Below are 21,426 nucleotides of genomic sequence, written 5' to 3' on the forward strand. Positions count from 1 at the left end.
GACTTCGCCTGCGGTACCGCAGGCGGGTGGCAGAGAAACGGACCGACGTCGAACGGGCGGCCGCCGAGCGGACGGCCCGGGCGCGCGGCGAGAGCCCCGACGAGGTGCTGGACCGCAACGTCAACGAGGTGCTGCAGGAGATCCGGGTGACGATCACCGCGGTCCAGGTGCTCTTCGCCTTCCTGCTGACCCTGCCGTTCCAGTCCCGCTTCGGCGACCTGGGCACCTTCGGGACGACGGTGTACGCGATCACGATGATCAGCACCGCCCTGTCCACCGTCGTGCTGGTCGCCCCGGTCTCCTTCCACCGGATGCTGTTCCGGCGGCGGCAGAAGTCGGCGATCGTCGCGTTCGCCGACCGGTCGCTGGTGGGCGGGTTGACCCTGCTCCTCGTCGGCATCGGAAGCGCGGTGCTGCTGGTGCTGGACGTGGTGCTGGGTCGCGGTCCGGCGATCGCCGTGTGCGCGGTGATCGGCGTCCTCGGGCTGGTCACCTGGTACCTCCTGCCGCTGCGCCAGCGGCGGGCGGCCGACCGCGACTCCTAGGCTGGCGCCGTGGTGATCACCGGGAGCCCCGCATGTCCGTGACCGTGGTCGGCAGCCTGAACGAGGACCTGGTGGTCACCGTCGACCGGCTCCCCGGGCGCGGGGAGACCGTGGTCGGCTCCGCGGTGACGCTGCTGCCCGGCGGCAAGGGCGCCAACCAGGCCGCCGCGGCCGGGCGGCTGGGCCGCGGCGTGCACATGGTGGGGCGGGTCGGTGACGACCCCGCCGCCGGCCGCCAGCTGGCCGCCCTGGCCGATGCCGGGGTCAACGTCGGGCGGGTGCAGCGCACCGCCGGCACGCCGACCGGGTCGGCGACGATCCCGGTGGAGGCGCGCGGTGGGGAGAACCTGATCGTCGTCGTCCCCGGGGCCAACGCCGCGCTCACCCCGGCCGACGTCGACGTCGAGTCGGTGCACCGCGCCGGTGTGCTCCTGCTCCAGCTGGAGACCCCGCTGGAGACGGTGCGGGCCGCCGCCGGGGCCACCGGGGGCAGGGTCGTGCTCAACCCGGCGCCGCCCCGGCCGCTGCCGGCCGAGCTGCTCACCGAGGTCGACGTGCTGGTGCCCAACGAGCCGGAGCTGCGGGCGCTGGCCGGCGTCGGGACCGACGGCGGCGACGCCCCGGCCGCACTCGCCGCGCTGGCCCGGCAGGTGGCCACCGGTGACGTGGTGGTGACCCTGGGCGGACGCGGCGCCCTGGTGGTGCCCACCGAGGGGCCGGTGCTGCTGCAGGCACCGCCCCCGGTCGACGCGGTGGACACCACCGGTGCCGGCGACTGCTTCTGCGGCGCGCTGAGCAGCGCGCTGGACCGCGGCGCCGGCCTGGCCGAGGCGGTGCGGTACGCGGTGACCGCGGCGGCCCTGTCGACCACGGGCCCCGGCGCCCGGGGTGCGCTGCCCGACGACGATGCCGTCCAGGCGCTGCTGCCCCGCACGCCGCCGGCCGACGCGGTGGCCTGAGGGCGGGTTTCCGCACCGGCCGGCCGGGCATCCGCCCTGGCATGACCGAGAGCGCACCGCAGCACAGCAGCGAGCCCGCCGAGGGCTCCGACCCCGCCGTCGACCAGGAGGGCGGCCGGACGCCGCACCCCGACCAGCCGGCCGAGGGCGGGGAGCAGGCGGCCGAGGACGGGGTGGACCCGGAGAACCGCGTCACCGGCGCCTGAGCCGGGCAGGCTGACCCGGGTACCGCCGGGTCAGCCGCGCGGCGGCCGGTCCTGCACCGACTCCTCCGGCTCCGGTTCCGGCTCCGGTTCCGGCCGAGGCCGGTCCGGAGCCCGCGGCGCCCGACGCGGCGGTGCGGTGGGTGGGCGCACGGACGACGGGCGATCCGGCGAGACGGGCACGAGCCCCTCCTCCAGCACGGCCGCCCGGCTCTCCGGACGGCGTTGCGCGCCATTGTGGCCAGCACCTCCGGGGACCGACCTCGACCACGTCCGACATCTGGGTGATACTGGTTGTGAGATTCATTCCCAGTAGGCATCCACGTGAGGACCCGCCGTGCCCCGCCCTGCCCTGTTCCGCCGCCCCGCGTTCGCCGCGCTGGCCGCCACCGCCACGCTGACCCTGGCGGCCTGCGGCAGCTCCGGCGGCGCCGGCACCACGACCAGCGAGGCCGACGCGGACAACTGCCCCGGCGAGGTCCTCGACGTCGTCGTCTCGGTGAGCCAGTGGGGCGACGTCGTCGAGCAGCTGGGCGGGGACTGCGCCACCGTCACCACCGTGCTCGCCTCCTCGGCCGTCGACCCGCACGACTACGAGGCCACCTCCGCCGACATCGCCGCGTTCACCGAGGCCGATCTCGTCGTGCTCAACGGCGCCGATTACGACCACTGGGCCGCCGACGCCGTGGCCTCCCTCGACGCGGACCCCGCCGTCGTCGACGCGGCCGAGGTCGTGGGCCTCGAGGACCACGCCGAGGGCGAGCAGCACGCCGCCGAGGAGCACGCCGACGAGGACGGGCACGCGGCGGAGGAGCACGCCGAGGGCGAGGAGGGCCACGCCGAGGAAGGTCACGGGCACGGCGGGGTCAACCCGCACCTGTGGTACTCCCCCGACTACGTCCAGGGCGTCGCCGCGGCGGTCACCGAGCAGCTCAGCGAGCTCTCCCCCGACGCCGCCTCCTACTTCGCCGAGCAGGCCGAGGCCTGGGAGGCCGACCTGCAGCCCTACCTGGACGAGCTGAACTCCCTGCGGGACGCGGCCGCCGGGCGCAGCTACGCCGCCACGGAGAGCGTCTTCGAGTACACCGCCGAGGCGGTGGGCCTGATCGACGCCACCCCCGAGGGCTACCGCGAGGCGGCCAGCAACGAGGCCGAGCCGGCGCCCGGCGACGTCGCCGCCTTCGAGGCCGCGCTCTCCGACGGCGCGGTCGACGTGCTGGTCTACAACACCCAGACCGAGGGCAGCGTGCCCGAGCAGCTGCGGGCCGCGGCGGAGGCGGCCGACGTCCCCGTCGTCGAGGTGACAGAGTCGGTGCCGGACGGCGAGACCTCGTTCGTCTCCTGGCAGCTGTCCCAGTTGCGGCAGCTCTCCGACGCTCTCGGTGGGGGTCAGTGACCGACATCCGGACGGCCGACCCGGTCGCCGCGCCGCCACCGGCGCTCGTCCTCGACGACGTCTCGGTGGTGCGCGGCGGCCGGACGGTCTGGTCGCAGGGCACGCTCACCGTGCCCACCGGCGCCGTGGTCGGGGTCATCGGCCCCAACGGCGCGGGCAAGACGACGCTGTTCCAGCTGGCCCTCGGGCTGCTGCCCCCGGCCACCGGCCGGGTCGAGGTGCTCGGGCGCACCCCGCGCCGGGGTGACGGCCGGATCGGCTACGTGCCGCAGAACTACACCGCGGCCCTGGGCGAGACGGTCCGCGCCCGTGACCTGGTGATGCTCGGCCTGACCGGTGGCCGCTTCGGCCTGCGCCGCGCCTCCGCCGCCGAGCGGGCCCGGGTCGACGACGCACTCGACCGGGTCGGCGCCACCGGGTACGCCGACCGGCGGATGTCGGAGCTCTCCGGCGGGCAGCAGCAGCGGGTCGCCATCGCGCAGGCGATCGTGGACGACGCCGAGCTGCTCCTGCTCGACGAGCCGCTGGCCAACCTGGACCTGCGCAACCAGCACGAGGTGGTCACGCTGCTCGGCGAGCTCACCCGCGCCCGGCAGGTGACCATCATGGTCGTCGTGCACGACCTCAACCCGCTGCTCCCGGTGCTCACCGACGCCGTCTACCTGCTCGACGGGCACCCGCACCACGACCCGATCGACGCCGTCGTCACCGAGGACCTGCTCACCCACCTGTACGGCACCCCGGTCCGGGTGGTGCGCACCGCGCAGGGCGATCTCTTCACCCGGGGCGGTTGAACCGTGGTCACCTTCCAGGAGAACTGGCTGCAGGTGCTGCAGGCCTCGTTCATGCAGCACGCCCTGATCGGCGGGTCGATGGTCGCGCTCACCGCGGGGCTGATGGGCTGGTTCGTCGTCACCCGGCAGAACGCCTTCGCCGCGCACGCGCTGGCGCACATCGGTTTCCCCGGCGCCACCGGCGCCATCCTCGTCGGTGCGCCGGTGACCCTCGGCCTGGCGGTCTTCTGCGTCAGCGGCGGGCTGCTGATCGGCCTGTTCGGCAAGCGGGTGGCCGAGCGGGAGGTCGCGACCGGCACCATCCTCGCCTTCGCCACCGGCCTCGGCGTGCTGTTCGCCTCGCTGGCCACCGCCAACGCCAGCCGCACCACCGCCGTCCTGTTCGGCAACCTGCTGGCGATCTCGACCGATCAGCTGTGGATCTTCGGCGGGTTCACCCTGGTCGTCGTCGGCGCGCTCGCGGTGATCGCCCGCCCGCTGGTCTTCTCCTCGGTCGACCCGGCGGTGGCCGAGGCCCGCGGGGTGCCGGTGCGCGCGCTGGGCGTCGCCTTCATCGTCCTGCTCGCCCTCACCATCACCATGGCCGTGCAGGTGGTGGGCACCCTGCTGCTGTTCGCGCTGGTGGTCACGCCGGCCGCCGCGGCGCTGCGGATCACCGCGCGCCCCGGGATGGTCGCCGCGCTCGCCGTCGCGATCGCCCTGGGCAGCGTCTGGCTCGGCCTGGTGCTCTCGGCGATGGTCAACCTGCCGCCGAGCTTCTTCGTCACCAGCCTCGCCGTCCTCACCTGGGCGGTCACGCTGCTCCTCACCCGGGACCGGACTCCCCGCCGGGCCACCGAGCCGGTGGTGGACCAGACCCCGCTGCTCGTCGACCGCGCCGGCTGACCGCCACCCGCCCGGCGACGGGCGGGGTGATCGACATCTCAGCCCCCGATCGGGTTCTCGTGCCCGCCGGGCTGTTTTCCGTGGCCGGGTGCGGGGGAAGCTCGCGTCATGCCGACGAACGACACCGAGCAGCAGCGGATGGACCAGAACGCCCCCAGCGGGGCCGACGAGGCACGCGCGGACCAGCAGCCGGTCATCCGCATGCTGGCCAACCCCCGCCGGGTACGCCGAGCGTGACCCGCGGGGCCTGACCGCCCCGCCGCGGACCTGCGGCGACGTCGTCCCACGAGCCCCACGGAACGCCCTCCGCCCCGGCCGGTGCCGTGCGCCACGACAGCACTGCCTGAGCGCCTGAACACGTCGGCGTGCCGCGAACTGCTCCGTCACGAGGTGCTGCACGATCGCTGACGTGACTGCCGCAGCCCTCCCCCTGCACACGGCCGACGACGGTCCGGCACCGCTCCGTCGGTCCCGCGCGGAGCGACAGGAGATCGTCCTGGACACCGCCGAGCGCCTGTTCTCGGCGCGCAGCTCGCGCAGCGTGGGCATGGACGAGCTGGTCCGCGAGACCGGGCTGGGCAAGATGACGGTCTACCGGCTCTTCAAGAGCAAGGACGACCTGGTCGGGGCCTACCTGGCGCGCAAGGCGGCCACGGTGCTGTCCTACATCGACGCGGAGCTCATCCGGCTGGAGGGTGACCCCCGGGCCGCACTGCTGTCGGTGGTCGACGCGGTGGAGAAGGACGTCACCCGCACCGGCTTCCGCGGCTGCCCGTTCACCAACGTCAGCAGCGAGTACGACGACCCGCAGCACCCGGCCCGCAGCGCGGCCGCGGACTACAAGTTCGAGCTGCACCTGCGGCTGGAGCGGCTGGCCGCCGAGGTGGTGCCCGGCGGTGGCGAGGACCTGGCCGCGCAGGTGCACCTGATCATCGACGGGATGTACCTCTCCGGCGGGCTGCTCGGCCCCGACGGCCCGGCCTCGCACGGCCGCCGGCTCGCCGAGAAGCTGATCGACGCCGCCGTCCGCGACGCCACCGCCTGACGAAGGACCCCACTGCCCCCCACCACTCGCGAGCTCGCGGCGGGACCCTGCAGCGGGGCCAGCGGGCGAGCGGGCGCGCGCACCCGCAGGATCGGTCCATGACCGACCGCTCACGCCCCGACCTCGACGACGACACCGTCACCGCGGTGGGCAAGCTCTCCGAGGCCCTCGAGGCCGTCGAGCACGCCCGCGGCATGCTCTACGGCTTCCACCAGCTCACCGGCCGCGCCGACCTGCTGCTGCAGGACGCCGTCGACCTCTTCCGCCAGGCCGGCCACGGTGAGTTCGCCGACGAGCTGGACCGGGACCTGGTCGGCCGCAACGTCATCGCCGACCGGTGGACCTTCCAGATCGTCGAGGACTACGACGCCAACTACTGGTCCACCTTCCGCGACTTCGACCGGCAGGCCCGCGACGGGTTCACCGACGGCGACCGGCACGTCTACGAGGCGCGGATGAAGCAGCGCGAGCGCACCCAGGGCCACCCGCGCCACGAGGCGGGCCCGGTGCTCGACGAGGACGCCGCCGCACCCGGGTCGTCGTCGTGAGCACGCCGGAGCGGCCCGACCACGACGTCGGCCCGCTCGGCAGCGCCGTCTCGCCGCCCGGAGGCGACGACGACGCCGACGGCATGGCCGGCCCGGTCAGCCCGCCGCCGGAGACCGAGCCCGATGCCCACCGGGACGACGACCGGGACAGTTGACCCCGGGCCCGTTCCACGCTGATTGCCCGCGTCCCACGTACTGCAGTAAGTGGGACGCGGGCAATCAGCGTGGGAGGCAGCGGAACCGGGTCCTTGCTCCGGTTACCAGTCGGTAATAGCGTTTGTTACCCGCGGGTAGAACCACCCGTGCCGACCGGCCACGCACCCAGGAGCGCTCCGCAGATGAGCCACTACACGGCCAACCTCCGCGACCTCGAGTTCAACCTCTTCGAGTTCCAGAGCACCAAGGACCGGTTCGGCACCGGACCGTTCGAGCAGATGGACGCCGAGACCGCCCGCGGGGTGCTTGCCGAGGTCCGCCGGCTCGCCGAGGGGCCGCTGGCCGACTCCTTCGCCGACGCCGACCGCAACCCACCGGTCTTCGACCCGGCCACCTCCTCGGTGACGCTGCCCGAGTCGTTCAAGGAGTCGGTCCGGGCGGTGGAGGCCGGTGAGTGGTGGCGGCTGGACCTGCCCGAGGAGCTCGGCGGTTTCGGCGCACCGTTCAGCCTGCGCTGGGCGGCGTTCGAGATGATCCTCGGCGCCAACCCGGCGGTGTTCATGTACGGCTCGGGCGCGACCTTCGCGGCGATCCTGCACTCCCTCGGCACCCCGGACCAGCAGCGTCTCGCCGAGCTGATGATCGAGCACCTCTGGGGCGCCACGATGGTGCTCACCGAGCCCGACGCGGGCTCCGACGTCGGCGCCGGGCGGTCGAAGGCGGTGCAGCAGCCCGACGGGTCGTGGCACATCACCGGGGTCAAGCGGTTCATCTCCTCGGCCGAGCACGACCTCAGCGACAACATCGTCCACCTGGTGCTGGCCCGCCCCGAGGGAGCCGGGCCGGGCACCAAGGGGCTGTCGCTGTTCGTCGTCCCCAAGTTCCACGTCGACCTGGCCACCGGCGAGCTGGGCGAGCGCAACGGCGTGTACGTGACCAACCTCGAGAAGAAGATGGGCCTGAAGGTCTCCACCACCTGCGAGCTCACCTTCGGGGACGGACCGGTCCCGGCCCGGGGCTGGCTGGTCGGCGACGTGCACGACGGCATCGCCCAGATGTTCACCGTCATCGAGTACGCCCGGATGTTCGTCGGCACCAAGGCGATCGCCACCCTGTCGGCCGGTTACCAGGTGGCGCTGTCCTACGCGAGGACCCGGGTGCAGGGCGCGGACCTCACCGCCACGTCGAAGGACGCCCCGCGCGTCCCCATCACCCACCACCCCGACGTGCGCCGCTCGCTGATGCTCCAGAAGGCCTACGCCGAGGGCATGCGCGCGCTGTACCTGTACACCGCCACCTTCCGCGACCAGCTGATGGAGGCCGAGGCCGCCGGCACCACCGACAGCCCGGAGGCCGTGCTGGCGGCGAAGCTGAACGACCTGCTGCTCCCGGTGGTGAAGGGCTACGGCTCCGAGCGGGCCACCCAGCTGCTCACCAGCGAGTCGCTGCAGACCCTGGGCGGCTCGGGCTACCTGCAGGACTACCCGGTCGAGCAGTACATCCGGGACTCCAAGATCGACACCCTGTACGAGGGGACGACGGCGATCCAGGGGCAGGACTTCTTCTTCCGGAAGATCGTCCGGGACGGCGGGGTGGCGCTGACCTGGCTGGCCGAGCAGATCCAGGACACCGTCACCGCCGAGGCCGGCAACGGCCGGCTCAAGGAGGAGCGGGCGCTGCTCGGCACCGCCCTGGCTGACGTGCAGGGGATGCTCACCGCGATGTTCGGCCAGCTCACCGCGGCGAACGAGGACCGCACGAAGCTCTACGAGGTCGGCCAGAACACCAGCCGGCTGCTGCTCGCGGTCGGCGACCTGGTCACCGCCTGGCTGCTGGTGCGGCAGTCGGAGGTGGCGCTGACCGCGCTGGCCGGCGACGTCGGCGAGCGGGACCGGCTCTTCTACGAGGGCAAGCTCGCCGCCACCCGCTTCTTCTGCAGCCAGGTGCTGCCCAAGCTCACCAGCGAACGGTACCTGGCCGAGCACACCGACAACGCGCTGATGGAGGTCGACGAGGCGGCGTTCTGAGGCGGCGTTCTGAGGCGGCGTTCTGAGGCCGCGTCGTGGGGCCGGGCCACCGGTGCATGGGGTCGGGGGATCCCGGGCATGGGCGGAGGACGACGTCCAGCCGAGGAGACGGTGATGAGCGACCCCAGCGGCAGCGACCGCATCCAGCAGGACGTGCCCACTGCCTCAGGGACCGGCGACAACAGCGACCTGGGCACCGGCGCGGAGGACACGAACGAGACGGGCACCCGGGAAGGCGTCCCGCTGACCCGGGAGGCCGCGCTGCAGCGGGACGCGGAGAGCGACGACCTCCAACCGGAGCGCACGCCGACCGAGCCCTCCCTGGCGCAGCGCGCCGACCCGACCTGAACCCCCTGATCGAGAGGCCCACCCCATGACCGAACCCACCAGCAGCGGCTACCACGACTCCCCGGCGACCTCCGACCCGGACGGCGACCTGGTCGACGGCACCTCCGGCCACGACCGCGGAGACGGCGGCGAGAAGGACACCGTCCTGCTCACCGACGACGAGGCCCAGCGCGAGGACTCCGTCGCACGCCCGGGCAACGACTGAGCTCGGCCCCCCGGGGCCGAGCACCCGGCCCCCTCGCAGGGGCCCGCGCCGAGCGTGCGAGGCGAGGGGGCGAGGGGGTCCTTCGTCAGATCCAGCCGTGCCGGCGCGCGGCCTCCACGGCCGCGTGCCGGTTCGCCGCACCCAGCTTCGCGGCGGCCGCCGACAGGTAGTTGCGCACCGTGCCCGGCGACAGGTGGGCGCGGGCGGCGATCTCCTCGACGGGTGCGCCGCCGGCGGCGAGCTCCAGCACGTCGGCCTCCCGCGGCGTCAGCGGGCTGTCCCCGGCGCTGATCGCCTCCGCGGCGAGCTCCGGGTCGACGTAGCGCCCGCCCCGGTGCACGGTGCGCACCACGTCGCTGAGCACGGCGGCGCCCACCGTCTTGGGCAGGAACCCGCGGACGCCGGCCTCCAGAGCCCGCTTGAGGTGCCCCGGCCGGCCGTGCCCGGTGACGATGACCACGCCGCAGCCGGGCCGCACCGTGGTGAGCTCCGCCGCCACGCTGATCCCGTCCCGGTCGGGCATCTGCAGGTCCAGCACGGCGACGTCCGGGGTGTGCGTGCGGGCCATGGCCAGCGCCTCGGCGCCCGATGAGGCCTGGGCGACCACCTCGAGGTCCTCCTCCAGCCCGAGCAGCGCGGCGAAGGCCGAGCGGACCAGGTTCTCGTCGTCGGCCAGCAGCACCCGGATCGCCTCGTGCCCCCCGGTCACCTCGTGCCGCCCGATCACGGCGCACCCCCGGCGGGCAGCGTGGCGGTCAGGGTGAACCGGTCGCCGTCCCGGGCGGCGTCCAGCGCCCCCCCGGCCCCGGCCAGCCGCTCACGCAGGCCGGTCAGGCCGTTGCCGGAGCCCGGCGCACCGGAGACCCCGTCGTTGGCCACGGTCAGCCGCACCTCGCCCTCCCCTCGTCCGAGCACGATCGTGCAGTCGCTCGCCTCGCTGTGCCGCAGCACGTTGGTGACCGCCTCGCGCACCACCCAGCCCAGCGCGACCTGCACCGGCTCGGGCAGCCCGACGGCCGCGTCCTCACCCTGCACCGTGCAGGTGACCCCGGCGGCGCGCAGCACCGAGCGGGCACCGGCCAGCTCGCCGGCCAGGTCGGTGCGGCGGTAGCCGCGGACCACCTCGCGCACCTCCTTCAGCGACTCCTCGGCGATCCGGCTGATGTCGGCGACCTCGTCGGCCGCCTCCGGCCGCGACCGGCGCACCAGCTCGCCGGCCAGCTGGCTCTTCACCGCGATCGCCGAGAGGTTGCGGCCCATCACGTCGTGCAGGTCGCGGGCGAACCGCAACCGCTCCTCGGCCACCGCCAGCTGCAGCTGCACCCCGCGGGTGCGGTCCATCTCCACCACCACGTCGAGCACCCAGACGGAGAACCGGAAGGCCAGGACGACGCCGAACGCCGCGGCTGTCAGCGCGAGGCCCTGGGTCACGGCTGCGACCGCCGGGGTGCCGGCGAGGAAGGCGGCGAACCCGCTCAGCACGCCGATGGTGACCGCGGGCGGGCTGAGCTGCCGGGTGGTCCAGGCCGACGAGCACGCCAGCAGCACCATCCCCAGCGGCAGCGCGACCGCCCAGGGCACCGCGGGGGCGAGTGCGGGCTCGTCGGCGAAGGCCCAGGCCCCGGCCGCCGCGGTGACGCCGGCGGCGGTGAACGCGGCGAGCACCGGGCCGCGGGGCAGCTGCTCGCCGCGGCGGTGGGCGTCGAGCCCCCGCCTGGTGACGGCGATCCCGCCGGCCGCCGTGGCGAACGACCCGGCGAGGAAGAGCACCGAGGCCACCGGGTGGGCCGGTCGCGCGGCCGACGCCAGGACGGCGGCGGAGAGGAGCGGGAGGGTCGCGACGGTGACGTAGAACGACCAGCGGGTGTAGAGGTCGAGACGCTGGGGCGCGGTCCGGCTGCGCCACCAGCGCGAGACGGTCGGCACGGCGGTCATGGTGCCGTACCGGCCCGGCCGGACCCCGCCGACCGCCCCGCGCCCGCGTGCCGGGGGGTTCACCGGCGGGGTGCCCACCGGAACCACCGCAGCGCGGCCAGCGTGCCCAGCACCAGCCAGCCGGCCAGCACGGCCAGCGGGACGGGCGCCGCCGCCCAGGCCCCACCGGCGTCCACCACTGCGCCGTCCCAGGTCACGCCGCTCAACCCCAGCTGCAGCAGCTCGACGACCGGGGTGATCGGCAGGAACCGGGCGACCATCGCCAGCTCCTCGGGGAAGGAGGTCAGCGGCACGAGCAGGCCGGACAGCGCGGTCGTCGGCATCACCAGCGGGAGGGTGGTGATCTGGGCGCTCTCCGGCGTGCGGGTGAAGGCCGTGCTCGCGGCGGCCAGCACCGTCATCAGCGCGGCGCCCCCGAGCACCGCGATCACCGGCAGCAGGTACTCCACCGGCGGGTGCCACTCCCCGATCACCGCCACCCCGGCCGTGACCAGGGCGATCTGGCCCCCGGTGACCAGCAGGGTCGGCACCGCGGTGCCGAGCAGCACCTCGGGACCGGTGAGCTCGCCGGTGCGCATCCGCTGCAGCACCAGCTCCTCGCGGCGGGCCACGTAGGTGGTGACCAGGTTGTAGTAGGTGAGGAAGATCAGCGCGACGCCGACGCCGGTGACGATCAGCTGGGGCCCCAGCGGCACGTCACCGGACAGGCCGAGCGCCGGGACGGCGACCACCAGCAGCAGGGGCAGGAGCACCGAGTTCACCACCGCGGTGCGGTTGCGCAGCAGGAGCCGGGTCTCCCCGCCGGCCAGGGCGGCGACCCGGCGCACCCGGCTGGGTGCAGCGGTGGTGGGGTCCGGGGTGCGGGGCAGGGTGCTGGACTGGGTCATCGGGATGTCCTCTCGGGATGGGTCTCGGGGTCGGAGCGGATCGGATCGGGCGGGTCAGGTCAGGCGGCCGGGGTGCGGCCCTCGGCGGCCACGGCCAGGAACGCCTGCTCCAGCGAGGCGGCCCGGGCCTCCAGCGCCCGCAGGACGACGCCGTGCCCGGCGGCCCAGGTCAGCAGCTCGACCAGCACCGGCTGCAGGGCGCGGGTGTGCCACTCGACCCGCGGCCGCTCCGTGATGACGTGGGCGGCGGCCGGCCGGGGCGGCTCGGGGGCGTCGTCGTCGAGGGTGAACCGGATGGTGGCCGGCTGGGTCTCGGCGATCTCCTCCTGGGTGCCGGCCAGGACGATCTGGCCGGCGCGCAGCACGGCCACCCGGTCGGCGAGCTCCTCGGCCTCCTCCAGGTGGTGGGTGGTGAGCACCACGGCGGCGCCGTCGGCGACCAGGTCGCGGACCAGCTGCCACACCTGCCGCCGGCTCTCCGGGTCCAGGCCGGTCGTCGGCTCGTCCAGCACGACGACGCGCGGCCGGCCGAGCAGGGCCAGGGCGAGGTCGAGCCGTCGCCGTTCGCCGCCGGAGAGGCTCCGCACCCGGACGTCGGCGCGATCGGTCAGCTGCACCTGCGCCAGCGCCTCGGGCACCGGCCGCGGGTCGGTGAGCGTGCCACCCCAGGTGCGCAGTGTCTCGGCGACGGTGAGGTCGCCGGGCAGGCCGCTGGACTGCAGCAGCACGCCCAGGTGCGGCCGGACCCGCGCCCGCTCCCGGACCGGGTCGGCGCCGAGCACGCGCACCGTGCCGCCACCGGGTGCGGCCAGCCCCTCGAGCACCTCCAGGGCGGAGGTCTTGCCCGCCCCGTTGACCCCCAGGAGCGCGAACACCTCGCCGGGCTGCACCTCGAAGGAGATGCCGCGCACCGCCTCGAAGTCGCCGTAGCTGCGGCGCAGGTCGGTGACCTCGATCGCCGGCGCCGGTGCCGGCGCGGTGGACGGGGACAGGGTGGTGGTGGCGTGCACGTCGACCTCCTCGGTGCGCCGCCGGCCGCCGTGGGGCCGGGCTGTCGGACGCACCCCTGACGCTGCCGCCCGGATCCGGCCGGCACAGGTGCCGGCGTGCACCTCTTCGCCGCGCCGGCGCACGGGCGGGGCATGACACGTGTCATGGGCGCCCGGTGCGCCGACCTACCCTGGGCCGGTGCACCCGCTGCTCGACACCGCGCCGACGGTGCTGCCCGAGCCGGAGTGGCGCGCCCGGGAGACGGCGTACCGGGCGCGGATGGACACCTGGCTGGCGCCGCACCAGGAGCGCCGGCGGGCCGGGGTCGCGCACCCGGTGCTGGACTTCCTGTTCACCTACTACTCCGAGCCACCGGGCCGGTTGCGCCGCTGGCACCCCGGCGTCGGCACCGTGCTGAGCGGCGCGGCGGCCCAGGAGCGGCTGAGCTGGCCGTTCCACACCGCGACCGCCGGCGGGGTCGGGCTGGACCGGGCGGCGTTCCTGGCCAAGCGGCGCACCGCGGTCGGCTGGATCGAGGGGCTGCTGAGCGGCACCGCCTCCCGCCCCGGCCAGTTCGGCTGCTTCGGCCTGCACGAGTGGGCGATGCTCTACCGCCCCGAGGACGGCGAGGTGCGCCATCCGCTGCCGCTGCGGCTGGGGCAGGCCGGCACCGACGCGGTGGTGGAGTCCCACCGCGTGCAGTGCAGCCACATCGACGCGTACCGCTTCTTCACCCGCGCCGGCGCGCCGCGCAACACCCTGCGGCCCACCCGGGAGACCCAGCCCGCGATGGACCAGCCCGGCTGCCTGCACGCGACGATGGACCTCTACAAGTGGGCGTACAAGCTCAGCCCCGCCGTCCCGGGCGAGCTGCTTGCCGACTGCTTCGCGCTCGCCGCCGAGGTGCGGGAGCTGGACATGCGCGCCTCCCCCTACGACCTGAGCGCGCACGGGTACCCGCCGGTGGCGATCGAGACGCCGGCGGGCAAGGCCGAGTACGGGGCCGCCCAGCGCGGCTTCGCCGCCCGCGGTGCGGTGCTGCGCGAGCGGCTGCTGGCGGTCTGCCGGGAGCTGCTGGACGGCGCCTGACGTCGTACGGTCAGCAGGTGACCTCCACCCGCACCGACCGCTGGCTGCACCTGGACGGGACGACGAACACCCGCGACCTGGGTGGACTGCCCACCGTCGACGGGGGGACGACGCAGTTCGGGCGGGTGCTGCGCAGTGACAACCTGCAGACGCTCAGCGACGCCGACGTCCGCACGCTGGTGGAGGACGTGGGGCTGACCGAGGTGATCGACCTGCGGACCACCGCGGAGATCCTGATGGAGGGCCGCGGCCCGCTGCGCGACGTCGCCGCGGTCACCCACCGGCACTTCACGCTGCTGCCCGAGCGGGGGATGCGCACCGACGTCTTCGCCGCCGAGGAGGACGACGAGCAGGTCCGCGCCCAGCTGCCGGCCGACTGGGCGGAGTCGATCCTCCCCCGCCAGGCGGCGCCCGGTGACGAGGGCGAGCCGCCCGCCGTCCGCTCCTACCTCGGCTACCTGACCGACAGCGCCGACAACGTGCTGGCCGCGCTGCGGGCGCTGACCGCCGGCCCGGGCGCGGCGGTGGTGCACTGCGCCGCCGGCAAGGACCGCACCGGGGTGGTGTCGGCGCTGGCGCTCGCGGTCGCGGGGGTCACCCCGGGGGCGATCGTCGCCGACTACGCGCAGACCGCGGAGATCATCGAGGCGCTGGTCGCCAAGCTGCAGCAGAGCCCCACCTACCAGGCGGACATGACCACCCGCGACGTCGCCAGCCACACCCCGAAGGCGGAGACGATGCGCCGGGTGCTGGAGCTGGTCGACCAGCGGTGGGGCGGCCCCATCGGCTGGCTGGAGCAGCACGGCTTCGGCGCCGCGGAGCAGGCCGCGCTCCGCGCCCGCCTCCGCGACTGACGCCTCCCCCGCCCCAGGCACAGGAGGCTTTGCACCCGGTTTCGGCCGCGAGACCGGGTGCATGGCTTCCCATGCCTCGAGGGGCGGGGAGGGGCTGCTCGGCGGCAGACCCCGGACAGCAGAGGACCCCGGCTCCCAGGGGGAGTCCGGGGTCACGGTGCGTGCCTGGTCATCGGCCCCCTCGCAGGGGCCCGCCGCGAGCGTGCGAGCGGTGGGGGGCGAGGGGGTCCTTCTTCAGCGCAGGACGTTGCCGAACTGGCTGCTGTTGGCCAGGGTCAGCAGCTCGTCGCGCATGGCGGGGCTGCTGGTGCGGGCGACGGCGGCATCCACTGCCCGCCGCGTACGCGACGCCTGCCGACGCTGACGCCAGCTGGAGGTCACGCTGCTCATGTCACTGCCTTCTTCCGGGGGTCCTGAGTGGGTGTTACGCCTGCATTAAAGCAGGCAGGGTGGCTTCTATTCCAACGGATCAAAGGCCGTGTTGCCGAAGCTTCCGACGGAATCTTCACTCGAAGGGGGTGCCGGCCACCGATCCGTCACCCGAGCGTCACTTTGTCCAGCACCTACCGGGTGCAGTCGGTCACCTCTGCTGGGTGACCGGTCCTGCGTCGCAGACGACAGCGCCCCGCCGGTCCAGTGGACCGACGGGGCGCTGAGCCGAAGCCGGGTCAGCCGGCGGCGAGCACCTCGCGGACGGCGGCCCGAGCGGACTGCGGGTCGGCGGCGGCGAGCGCGGCCTCGGCCGCCCGCTGGCAGGTGGCGAGGTCCACGGTCGCCAGCCGGGCACCCACCCCGGCCACCGACGAGGCCGCGCAGGACACCGAGGTGATCCCCATGCCGACCAGGACGCCGGCCAGCATCGGGTCCGCAGCCGCCTCCCCGCAGACGCCCACCGGCTTCCCCGCCCGCTGACCGGCAGCCGCCGTCGCCTGCACCAGCGCGAGCAGTGCCGGCTGCCAGGGATCGGTCAGGTCGGCGAGGTCGGCGGAGAGCCGGTCGGCGGCGAGGGTGTACTGCGACAGGTCGTTGGTGCCGATGGACAGGAAGTCCAGGTGCGCCAGGAACCGGTCGGCGAGCACCGCGACGGAGGGCACCTCCACCATGACGCCGGGCGTCAGGCCCCGCTCCCGTACCTGGGCGGCGAACTCGGCGGCCTCGGCCTCGGTGGCGACCATCGGCGCCATCACCCACGGGCTGGTGCCGGTGCGCTCGGCCGCCTGGGCGATCGCGTCGAGCTGCCGGGTGAGCATGCCCGGATCGCGGCGGGCGGTGCGCACCCCGCGGACACCGAGCGCCGGGTTGGCCTCGTCCGGCGGGGTGGCGAACGGCAGCGGCTTGTCCGAGCCGGCGTCCAGCGTGCGGATCACCACCTTGCCCCCGGGGAACGCCTCGAGCACGCCGGCGTAGATGTCGGCCTGCTCCTCGACGGTCGGCTCCTCGGTGCGGCCGAAGAACGCGAGCTCGGTGCGGAGCAGCCCGACCCCCTCGGCGTGCGCGTCGACGGCGGCGCGGGCCCCGGCGCCGTCCTGCACGTTGGCCAGCACCTGCACCGGGTGCCCGTCCCGGGTGGTGCCCGGGCCGCGGTAGCCGGCCAGCGCGGCCGCCACCTGCCGCGCCTCGTCGACCCGGGCCCCCGCCTCCGCGGGATCGGGCTCGATCGTCACGGTGCCCTGGTCGCCGTCGACCAGGACGGTGGCCCCCACCGGGACGTCGCCGAGCCCACCCACGCCCACGACGCAGGGCAGCCCGAGCTGCCGGGCGATGATCGCGGTGTGGCTGGTCGCGCCGCCGAGCCGGGTGGCCAGGGCGATGATCCGGGCGGTGTCCAGGCCGGCGGTGTCGGCCGGCGCGAGGTCGTCGGCCAGCAGCACCGACGGCGTCTCCGGTGCCGGGACGCCCGGCTCCCCCTGCCCGGTCAGCTCGGCGACGATGCGGTTCCGGACGTCGCGGATGTCGGTGACCCGCTCGGCCATGATCCCGCCGAGGCCGGTGAACAGCTCGATGAACTGCTCGGCCGCGCCCACGGTGGCCACCGGCGCGGTGGCGCCGTCGCCGATGCGCTGCTCGACGGCGGAGAGCAGGCCGCGGTCGCGCGCGAGCTGAGCGGTGGTGTTCAGCACCTCGGCGCTCACGCCGGTCGCTGCCGCGGCGCGGGCGGCCAACCGCTCGGCCACCGCATCGGCGGCGGCGGTGAACCGGTCCCTCTCGGCCGCGCGCCGGTCCTCGGGCACCCAGGGCCCGGCGGTCTCGGGCAGCTGCACCTCCCCCACCGGACGCACCACGGGCCCGACGGCGACCCCGGGCACCACGGGGGTGCCCGTCAGCACCGTCGGCGACGTCAGGTCGGCCGGGCGGATCCCGGTTCCGGTGGAGGAGGAGGACATCGGGGCCTCACTGTCTGCTCGGGCCTGTGGGCGCGGGGGTGGGGGTCCGGCGCGCAGCAACCTTGGTGCGTCCGGTGACCAGAGTCACCACTGAGGCTTGACTTGTCAACTGATCCCACGTAGAACAACACAAACGAAGCCCGGTTCCCACATGTTCGGGCAAGCGCCCGGGCCTTCGTCGACCCGGCCCCGAGCACGGCTGACCCCAGGAGGTGGACGTGTACGCAGAGGAGCGGCAGCAGGCCATCGCCGGCCTGGTCACCCAGCGCGGGCGTGTGGCGGTCACCGCGGTCGCCGAGCACTTCGGGGTGACCACCGAGACCGTCCGCCGGGATCTCGCCGTCCTCGAGCGCGCGGGGATGTTACGCCGGGTGCACGGCGGTGCCGTGCCGGTGGGCACCCTCGCCGTGGTCGAGCCGGGCCTGGGCGAGCGGCGCAGCACCCGCACCGACGCCAAGCGCCGGATCGCCACCGCCGCGCTCACCCTGCTCCCGCCGGCCAACGGCAGCGCGATCCTCGACGGCGGCAGCACCACCGCGGCGCTCGCCGAGCTGCTGCCCGCCGAGCGGTCGCTCGTGGTGGCCACCAACTCGGTGCCGATCGCCGCCCGGCTGGCCGGCGCCCCGGCGGTCACCCTGCACGTGCTGGGTGGACGGGTGCGCGGCATCACCCAGTCGGCGGTCGGGGAGTCGACCGTGGGCGCCCTCACCGACCTGCGCGCCGACGTCGTCTTCCTCGGCACCAACGGGATCAGCGCCGGGCACGGCTTCTCCACCCCCGACGAGGCCGAGGCCGCGGTCAAGCGCGCGATGGCCAGCGCCGCGCAGCGGGTGGTCGTGCTCGGCGACAGCAGCAAGCTCGGCCGCGAGCACCTGGTGCGCTTCGCGGCCGTGGAGGACGTCGACGTCCTGGTCACCGACGACGAGGCCGACCCGGCCGTCGTCGCCGAGCTCGAGTCGCAGGGGATCGAGGTGCTCGTCGCATGAGGACGCACGCCACACCGGGCGGGCGGGTGGTCACGCTGACCGCCAACCCCAGCCTGGACCGGACGCTGGAGCTGCCCGGCCCGCTGTACCGGGGGGCGGTGACCCGGCTGGGCGGCAGCTCCACCGAGCCCGGCGGCAAGGGCGTGAACGTCTCCCGCGCCGTCGCCGCCGCCGGGGCCGACGTCGTCTCCGTGCTGCCCGCGGCCGACGACGACCCGCTGGTCGGGGCGCTGCAGGCGCTCGGTCTGCCGCTGGCCACCGTGCCGATCGGCACCCCGGTGCGCACCAACTACACGCTCACCGAGCCCGACGGCACGACCACCAAGCTCAACGAGCGGGGCGCCCAGCTGGACGAGCCGGCGCTGGCGGCCCTGCAGGCCGCGCTGCTCGAGCAGGCCCGCACGGCGCGCTGGGTCGTGCTGTCCGGGTCACTGCCGCCCGGCGTGCCCAGCGACTGGTACGCCACCCTGGTCCGGGCGCTGCGCGGCACCGGCGCACGGATCGCCGTCGACACCTCCGAGGCGCCGCTGCTGGCGCTGCTGGCCGCCGGCCCGGACGCCGCCCCGGACCTGCTCAAGCCGAACACCGAGGAGCTGGCCCAGCTGGCCGGCCTCCCCGAGTCCGCCGTCGCCGACGACCCGGACGCGGCACTCGCCGCGGTCACCACGTTGCACCGGCGCGGCGTCGCCGAGGTGCTGCTCACCCTCGGCGCCGACGGCGCGGTGCTCTCCACCGCGGACGGCGGGGTGTGGTCGGCCCGGCCGCCGCGGGTCGCCGTCCGCAGCACGGTCGGCGCCGGTGACTGCAGCCTGGCCGGCTACGTGCTGGCCGACCTGGCCGACGAGGAGCCGGCCGAGCGGCTGCGCGCCGCGGTCGCCTACGGCACGGCCAGCGCCGCGCTGCCCGGCTCGGCGGTGCCCGTGCCGGCGCAGGTCGACCGCGCCGCCGTCGCCGTCTCACCCGGCCTGCCCGGCCACCCAGCTCCCGCCGCGGCCGTTCCGGCCACCGGCGCCACCGACACCCACTGACCCCGGGGGAACGACCATGCCCGCACTGATCACGACCGAACTGGTGGCGCTCGACGCCGACCTCGGTCCCGACAAGAGCGCCGTCGTGCACCGGCTGGCCGGCCTCGTCGCCACCGCCGGCCGGGCCACCGGCGCCGACGCGCTGGCCGACGACGCGCTGGCCCGGGAGGCGAAGGCGGCCACCGGGCTGCCCGGCGGGATCGCCATCCCGCACTGCCGCTCCGCGGCGGTGACCCAGGCGTCGCTGGGGTTCGCCCGGCTGTCCCCGCCGGTCGACTTCGGCGCCCCGGACGGCCCCGCCGACCTGGCCTTCCTCATCGCCGCCCCGGAACACGGCGACGCCGACCACCTGACGCTGCTCACCGCGCTGGCCCGGGCGCTGGTGCGCCCGGAGTTCACCGAGGCGCTGCGCGCGGCCCGGACGCCGGAGGAGGTGGTCGACCTGGTGCAGGACGTCGTCTCCCCGGCCGAGACCCCGGCGGAGGCCGCACCGGCTCCGCAGACCCCGGCGCCGGCCGAACCCGCCCGGGCGCGCCGCAGCATCGTCGCGGTCAGCGCCTGCCCCACCGGCATCGCGCACACGTACATGGCCGCCGACAAGCTCACCGCCGCGGCGAAGGAGCTCGGCGTCGACCTGCACGTGGAGACCCAGGGCTCGTCGGGCTCGACCCCGCTGGACCCGGCGGTCATCCGGGACGCCGACGCGGCCATCTTCGCCGTCGACGTCGGCGTCAAGGACCGGGACCGCTTCGCCGGCAAGCCGCTGGTGCAGTCGGGCACCAAGCGGGCGATCAACGAGCCCGAGGTGATGATCCGCGAGGCGCTCGCCGCCGCCGACGACCCGAACGCCCGCCGGGTGCCGGGCACCGCCGCCGACGGCGCCACCCCCGCCGCCACCGGCGACCGGCCCGGCGTCGGGTCGGAGATCCGCCGCTGGCTGCTCACCGGCGTGAGCTACATGATCCCGTTCGTCGCGGCCGGCGGTCTGCTCATCGCGCTGGGCTTCCTGTTCGGCGGCTACCAGATCGTCAACGCGGACCCGACCACGGACGGCGCGCAGAGCTACGCGCTCAACTGGGCGCTGAACAACCACTTCTTCGACCTGCCCTCGGCTCCCCCGATCGAGGGCCTCAACGACGGGCTGCTCGGGTACCTCGGCGCGCTGTGCACCGTGCTCGGCCAGGCCGCGTTCGGCTTCCTCGTCCCGGCGCTCGCCGGCTACATCGCCTACGCCATCGCCGACCGGCCGGGCATCGTCCCCGGCTTCGTCGTCGGCGCGGTCTCGCTGACCGTGGGCGCCGGGTTCCTCGGCGGCCTGGTCGGCGGCATCATCGCCGGCTTCGCCGCGCTGTGGATCAGCCGCTGGAAGCTGCCCGCCTTCGCCCGCGGCCTGCAGCCGGTCGTGATCATCCCGCTGCTGGCCACGCTGATCTCCAGCGGGATCATGGTGGTGCTGCTCGGCCGCCCGCTGGCCGAGGCGCTGGAGGGGCTCGGGAACTTCCTCAACGGGCTGACCGGCGCCGCATCGATCGTGCTGGGGATCATCCTCGGCCTGATGATGTGCTTCGACCTGGGCGGTCCGGTGAACAAGGCGGCGTACGTCTTCGCCACCACCGGCCTCACCGCCGCCATCGCCGGCGAGGGCGGCCAGCAGCAGCTGGTCATCATGGCCACCGTGATGGCCGCCGGGATGGTGCCGCCGCTGGCGATGGCGCTGTCCAGCACCGTCCTGCGCCCGCGGCTGTACACCCCGGCCGAGCGGGACAACGGCAAGGCCGCCTGGCTGCTGGGCCTCGCGTTCATCTCCGAGGGGGCGATCCCGTTCGCCGCGGTCGACCCGCTGCGGGTGATCCCGTCGATGATGCTCGGGGGCGCCACCACCGGCGCGATCGTCGCCGGCCTCGGCCTGGAGCTGCAGGCGCCGCACGGGGGCATCTTCGTGTTCTTCGCGATGAGCAACGCCGTGCTGTTCATCCTGGCCGTGCTCGCCGGGGCGATCGTCGGGGGCGTCGCGGTGACCCTCGCCAAGAGCATCGGCCGCAAGCCCACCGGGGCACCCGAGGCCGACCTCACCACGGACGTGGCCGGCGGCCCCGGAACCGGGAGCGCCCCGGCGCAGCCGGTCGCCGCCCGACCGGCACACTGACCACCAGGAACCCGAC

24 protein-coding genes are annotated in these 21,426 nt (G+C 75.0%); 18 read left to right on the plus strand and 6 right to left on the minus strand.

The window, feature by feature from the left end; genetic code table 11:
* The first annotated feature begins 26 nt into the window (after positions 1-26).
* From ACI79U_RS03855 to ACI79U_RS03915, 13 genes are all read left to right on the plus strand, one after another.
* A complete protein-coding gene (locus ACI79U_RS03855; protein WP_457065769.1) occupies positions 27-545 on the plus strand; it encodes a DUF6328 family protein in 519 nt (172 codons plus the stop codon).
* A gap of 32 nt (positions 546-577) precedes the next feature.
* Positions 578-1,504, plus strand: a complete 927-nt coding sequence (locus ACI79U_RS03860; RefSeq protein ID WP_457065767.1) for a ribokinase — start codon at positions 578-580, stop codon at positions 1,502-1,504.
* A gap of 41 nt (positions 1,505-1,545) precedes the next feature.
* Positions 1,546-1,710, plus strand: coding sequence for a hypothetical protein (locus tag ACI79U_RS03865; RefSeq protein ID WP_457065765.1), 165 nt, complete (start codon positions 1,546-1,548; stop codon positions 1,708-1,710).
* A 334-nt stretch (positions 1,711-2,044) separates the two neighbouring features.
* The gene (locus ACI79U_RS03870; RefSeq protein WP_457065763.1) at positions 2,045-3,103 is read left to right on the plus strand and encodes a metal ABC transporter solute-binding protein, Zn/Mn family; all 1,059 of its coding nucleotides are present in this window, start codon (positions 2,045-2,047) and stop codon (positions 3,101-3,103) included.
* Positions 3,100-3,897 (plus strand): metal ABC transporter ATP-binding protein, encoded by a 798-nt coding sequence (locus tag ACI79U_RS03875; RefSeq protein WP_457065760.1) that lies wholly within the window; start codon positions 3,100-3,102, stop codon positions 3,895-3,897. Before ACI79U_RS03870 ends, ACI79U_RS03875 begins: the two co-directional genes overlap by 4 nt.
* Before the next feature lie 3 nt (positions 3,898-3,900).
* The gene (locus tag ACI79U_RS03880) at positions 3,901-4,782 is read left to right on the plus strand and encodes a metal ABC transporter permease (RefSeq protein WP_457065758.1); all 882 of its coding nucleotides are present in this window, start codon (positions 3,901-3,903) and stop codon (positions 4,780-4,782) included.
* Between the two features lie 108 nt (positions 4,783-4,890).
* Complete coding sequence (locus ACI79U_RS03885; RefSeq protein ID WP_457065755.1) at positions 4,891-5,019, plus strand: hypothetical protein; 129 nt, start codon at positions 4,891-4,893, stop codon at positions 5,017-5,019.
* Positions 5,020-5,191: 172 nt separating this feature from the next.
* Positions 5,192-5,827 (plus strand): TetR/AcrR family transcriptional regulator, encoded by a 636-nt coding sequence (locus ACI79U_RS03890; protein ID WP_457065753.1) that lies wholly within the window; start codon positions 5,192-5,194, stop codon positions 5,825-5,827.
* A gap of 98 nt (positions 5,828-5,925) precedes the next feature.
* Positions 5,926-6,375, plus strand: a complete 450-nt coding sequence (locus ACI79U_RS03895) for a hypothetical protein (RefSeq protein ID WP_457065751.1) — start codon at positions 5,926-5,928, stop codon at positions 6,373-6,375.
* A complete protein-coding gene (locus ACI79U_RS03900; protein ID WP_457065749.1) occupies positions 6,372-6,530 on the plus strand; it encodes a hypothetical protein in 159 nt (52 codons plus the stop codon). Before ACI79U_RS03895 ends, ACI79U_RS03900 begins: the two co-directional genes overlap by 4 nt.
* A gap of 183 nt (positions 6,531-6,713) precedes the next feature.
* On the plus strand, positions 6,714-8,558 hold the full coding sequence (locus tag ACI79U_RS03905; RefSeq protein WP_457065747.1) for an acyl-CoA dehydrogenase: 1,845 nt from the start codon (positions 6,714-6,716) through the stop codon (positions 8,556-8,558).
* A gap of 114 nt (positions 8,559-8,672) precedes the next feature.
* A complete protein-coding gene (locus ACI79U_RS03910) occupies positions 8,673-8,906 on the plus strand; it encodes a hypothetical protein (RefSeq protein ID WP_457065744.1) in 234 nt (77 codons plus the stop codon).
* Positions 8,907-8,931: 25 nt separating this feature from the next.
* On the plus strand, positions 8,932-9,111 hold the full coding sequence (locus ACI79U_RS03915; protein WP_457065741.1) for a hypothetical protein: 180 nt from the start codon (positions 8,932-8,934) through the stop codon (positions 9,109-9,111).
* An 85-nt stretch (positions 9,112-9,196) separates the two neighbouring features.
* Here ACI79U_RS03915 and ACI79U_RS03920 read toward each other — a convergent pair whose 3' ends face one another.
* From ACI79U_RS03920 to ACI79U_RS03935, 4 genes are all read right to left on the minus strand, one after another.
* A complete protein-coding gene (locus tag ACI79U_RS03920; RefSeq protein WP_457065738.1) occupies positions 9,197-9,838 on the minus strand; it encodes a response regulator in 642 nt (213 codons plus the stop codon).
* The gene (locus tag ACI79U_RS03925) at positions 9,835-11,037 is read right to left on the minus strand and encodes a sensor histidine kinase (protein WP_457065735.1); all 1,203 of its coding nucleotides are present in this window, start codon (positions 11,035-11,037) and stop codon (positions 9,835-9,837) included. Before ACI79U_RS03925 ends, ACI79U_RS03920 begins: the two co-directional genes overlap by 4 nt.
* 68 nt (positions 11,038-11,105) lie before the next feature.
* Positions 11,106-11,933, minus strand: coding sequence for an ABC transporter permease (locus tag ACI79U_RS03930; RefSeq protein WP_457065733.1), 828 nt, complete (start codon positions 11,931-11,933; stop codon positions 11,106-11,108).
* Between the two features lie 59 nt (positions 11,934-11,992).
* Positions 11,993-12,943, minus strand: coding sequence for an ABC transporter ATP-binding protein (locus ACI79U_RS03935; RefSeq protein WP_457065731.1), 951 nt, complete (start codon positions 12,941-12,943; stop codon positions 11,993-11,995).
* A gap of 178 nt (positions 12,944-13,121) precedes the next feature.
* Between ACI79U_RS03935 and ACI79U_RS03940 the strand changes: the two genes are divergently transcribed.
* Complete coding sequence (locus ACI79U_RS03940; protein ID WP_457065729.1) at positions 13,122-14,012, plus strand: 3-methyladenine DNA glycosylase; 891 nt, start codon at positions 13,122-13,124, stop codon at positions 14,010-14,012.
* 17 nt (positions 14,013-14,029) lie between these two features.
* The gene (locus ACI79U_RS03945; protein ID WP_457065727.1) at positions 14,030-14,866 is read left to right on the plus strand and encodes a tyrosine-protein phosphatase; all 837 of its coding nucleotides are present in this window, start codon (positions 14,030-14,032) and stop codon (positions 14,864-14,866) included.
* 234 nt (positions 14,867-15,100) lie between these two features.
* On the opposite strand, the gene ACI79U_RS03950 is transcribed toward ACI79U_RS03945, so the two are convergent.
* On the minus strand, positions 15,101-15,256 hold the full coding sequence (locus ACI79U_RS03950) for a hypothetical protein (RefSeq protein ID WP_457065725.1): 156 nt from the start codon (positions 15,254-15,256) through the stop codon (positions 15,101-15,103).
* 278 nt (positions 15,257-15,534) lie between these two features.
* Positions 15,535-17,250 carry a phosphoenolpyruvate--protein phosphotransferase gene (locus tag ACI79U_RS03955; protein WP_457065723.1) on the minus strand — a complete coding sequence of 572 codons (1,716 nt, stop codon included), beginning with the start codon at positions 17,248-17,250 and terminating at the stop codon, positions 15,535-15,537.
* Between the two features lie 218 nt (positions 17,251-17,468).
* On the opposite strand from ACI79U_RS03955, the gene ACI79U_RS03960 reads away from it, so the two are divergent.
* Genes ACI79U_RS03960 through ACI79U_RS03970 form a run of 3 tightly spaced genes read left to right on the plus strand, consistent with a single transcriptional unit; the run spans position 17,469 to position 21,410 of the window.
* On the plus strand, positions 17,469-18,236 hold the full coding sequence (locus ACI79U_RS03960; protein WP_457065721.1) for a DeoR/GlpR family DNA-binding transcription regulator: 768 nt from the start codon (positions 17,469-17,471) through the stop codon (positions 18,234-18,236).
* The gene (locus ACI79U_RS03965) at positions 18,233-19,264 is read left to right on the plus strand and encodes a 1-phosphofructokinase family hexose kinase (protein ID WP_457065719.1); all 1,032 of its coding nucleotides are present in this window, start codon (positions 18,233-18,235) and stop codon (positions 19,262-19,264) included. Before ACI79U_RS03960 ends, ACI79U_RS03965 begins: the two co-directional genes overlap by 4 nt.
* Before the next feature lie 16 nt (positions 19,265-19,280).
* Positions 19,281-21,410, plus strand: a complete 2,130-nt coding sequence (locus tag ACI79U_RS03970) for a PTS fructose transporter subunit IIABC (RefSeq protein ID WP_457065716.1) — start codon at positions 19,281-19,283, stop codon at positions 21,408-21,410.
* Positions 21,411-21,426: the final 16 nt, after the last annotated feature.

This window comes from Modestobacter sp. SYSU DS0904 (assembly GCF_054051115.1).

Bases quoted from the DNA above. Each gene is read 5' to 3' on its own strand.
- ACI79U_RS03955 (WP_457065723.1), bottom strand. From the start codon at position 17,250: ATGTCCTCCTCCTCCACCGGAACCGGGATCCGCCCGGCCGACCTGACG.
- ACI79U_RS03915 (WP_457065741.1), top strand. From the start codon at position 8,932: ATGACCGAACCCACCAGCAGCGGCTACCACGACTCCCCGGCGACCTCC.
- ACI79U_RS03905 (WP_457065747.1), top strand. From the start codon at position 6,714: ATGAGCCACTACACGGCCAACCTCCGCGACCTCGAGTTCAACCTCTTC.
- ACI79U_RS03885 (WP_457065755.1), top strand. From the start codon at position 4,891: ATGCCGACGAACGACACCGAGCAGCAGCGGATGGACCAGAACGCCCCC.
- ACI79U_RS03865 (WP_457065765.1), top strand. From the start codon at position 1,546: ATGACCGAGAGCGCACCGCAGCACAGCAGCGAGCCCGCCGAGGGCTCC.
- ACI79U_RS03950 (WP_457065725.1), bottom strand. From the start codon at position 15,256: ATGAGCAGCGTGACCTCCAGCTGGCGTCAGCGTCGGCAGGCGTCGCGT.
- ACI79U_RS03965 (WP_457065719.1), top strand. From the start codon at position 18,233: ATGAGGACGCACGCCACACCGGGCGGGCGGGTGGTCACGCTGACCGCC.
- ACI79U_RS03860 (WP_457065767.1), top strand. From the start codon at position 578: ATGTCCGTGACCGTGGTCGGCAGCCTGAACGAGGACCTGGTGGTCACC.
- ACI79U_RS03970 (WP_457065716.1), top strand. From the start codon at position 19,281: ATGCCCGCACTGATCACGACCGAACTGGTGGCGCTCGACGCCGACCTC.
- ACI79U_RS03910 (WP_457065744.1), top strand. From the start codon at position 8,673: ATGAGCGACCCCAGCGGCAGCGACCGCATCCAGCAGGACGTGCCCACT.
- ACI79U_RS03895 (WP_457065751.1), top strand. From the start codon at position 5,926: ATGACCGACCGCTCACGCCCCGACCTCGACGACGACACCGTCACCGCG.
- ACI79U_RS03930 (WP_457065733.1), bottom strand. From the start codon at position 11,933: ATGACCCAGTCCAGCACCCTGCCCCGCACCCCGGACCCCACCACCGCT.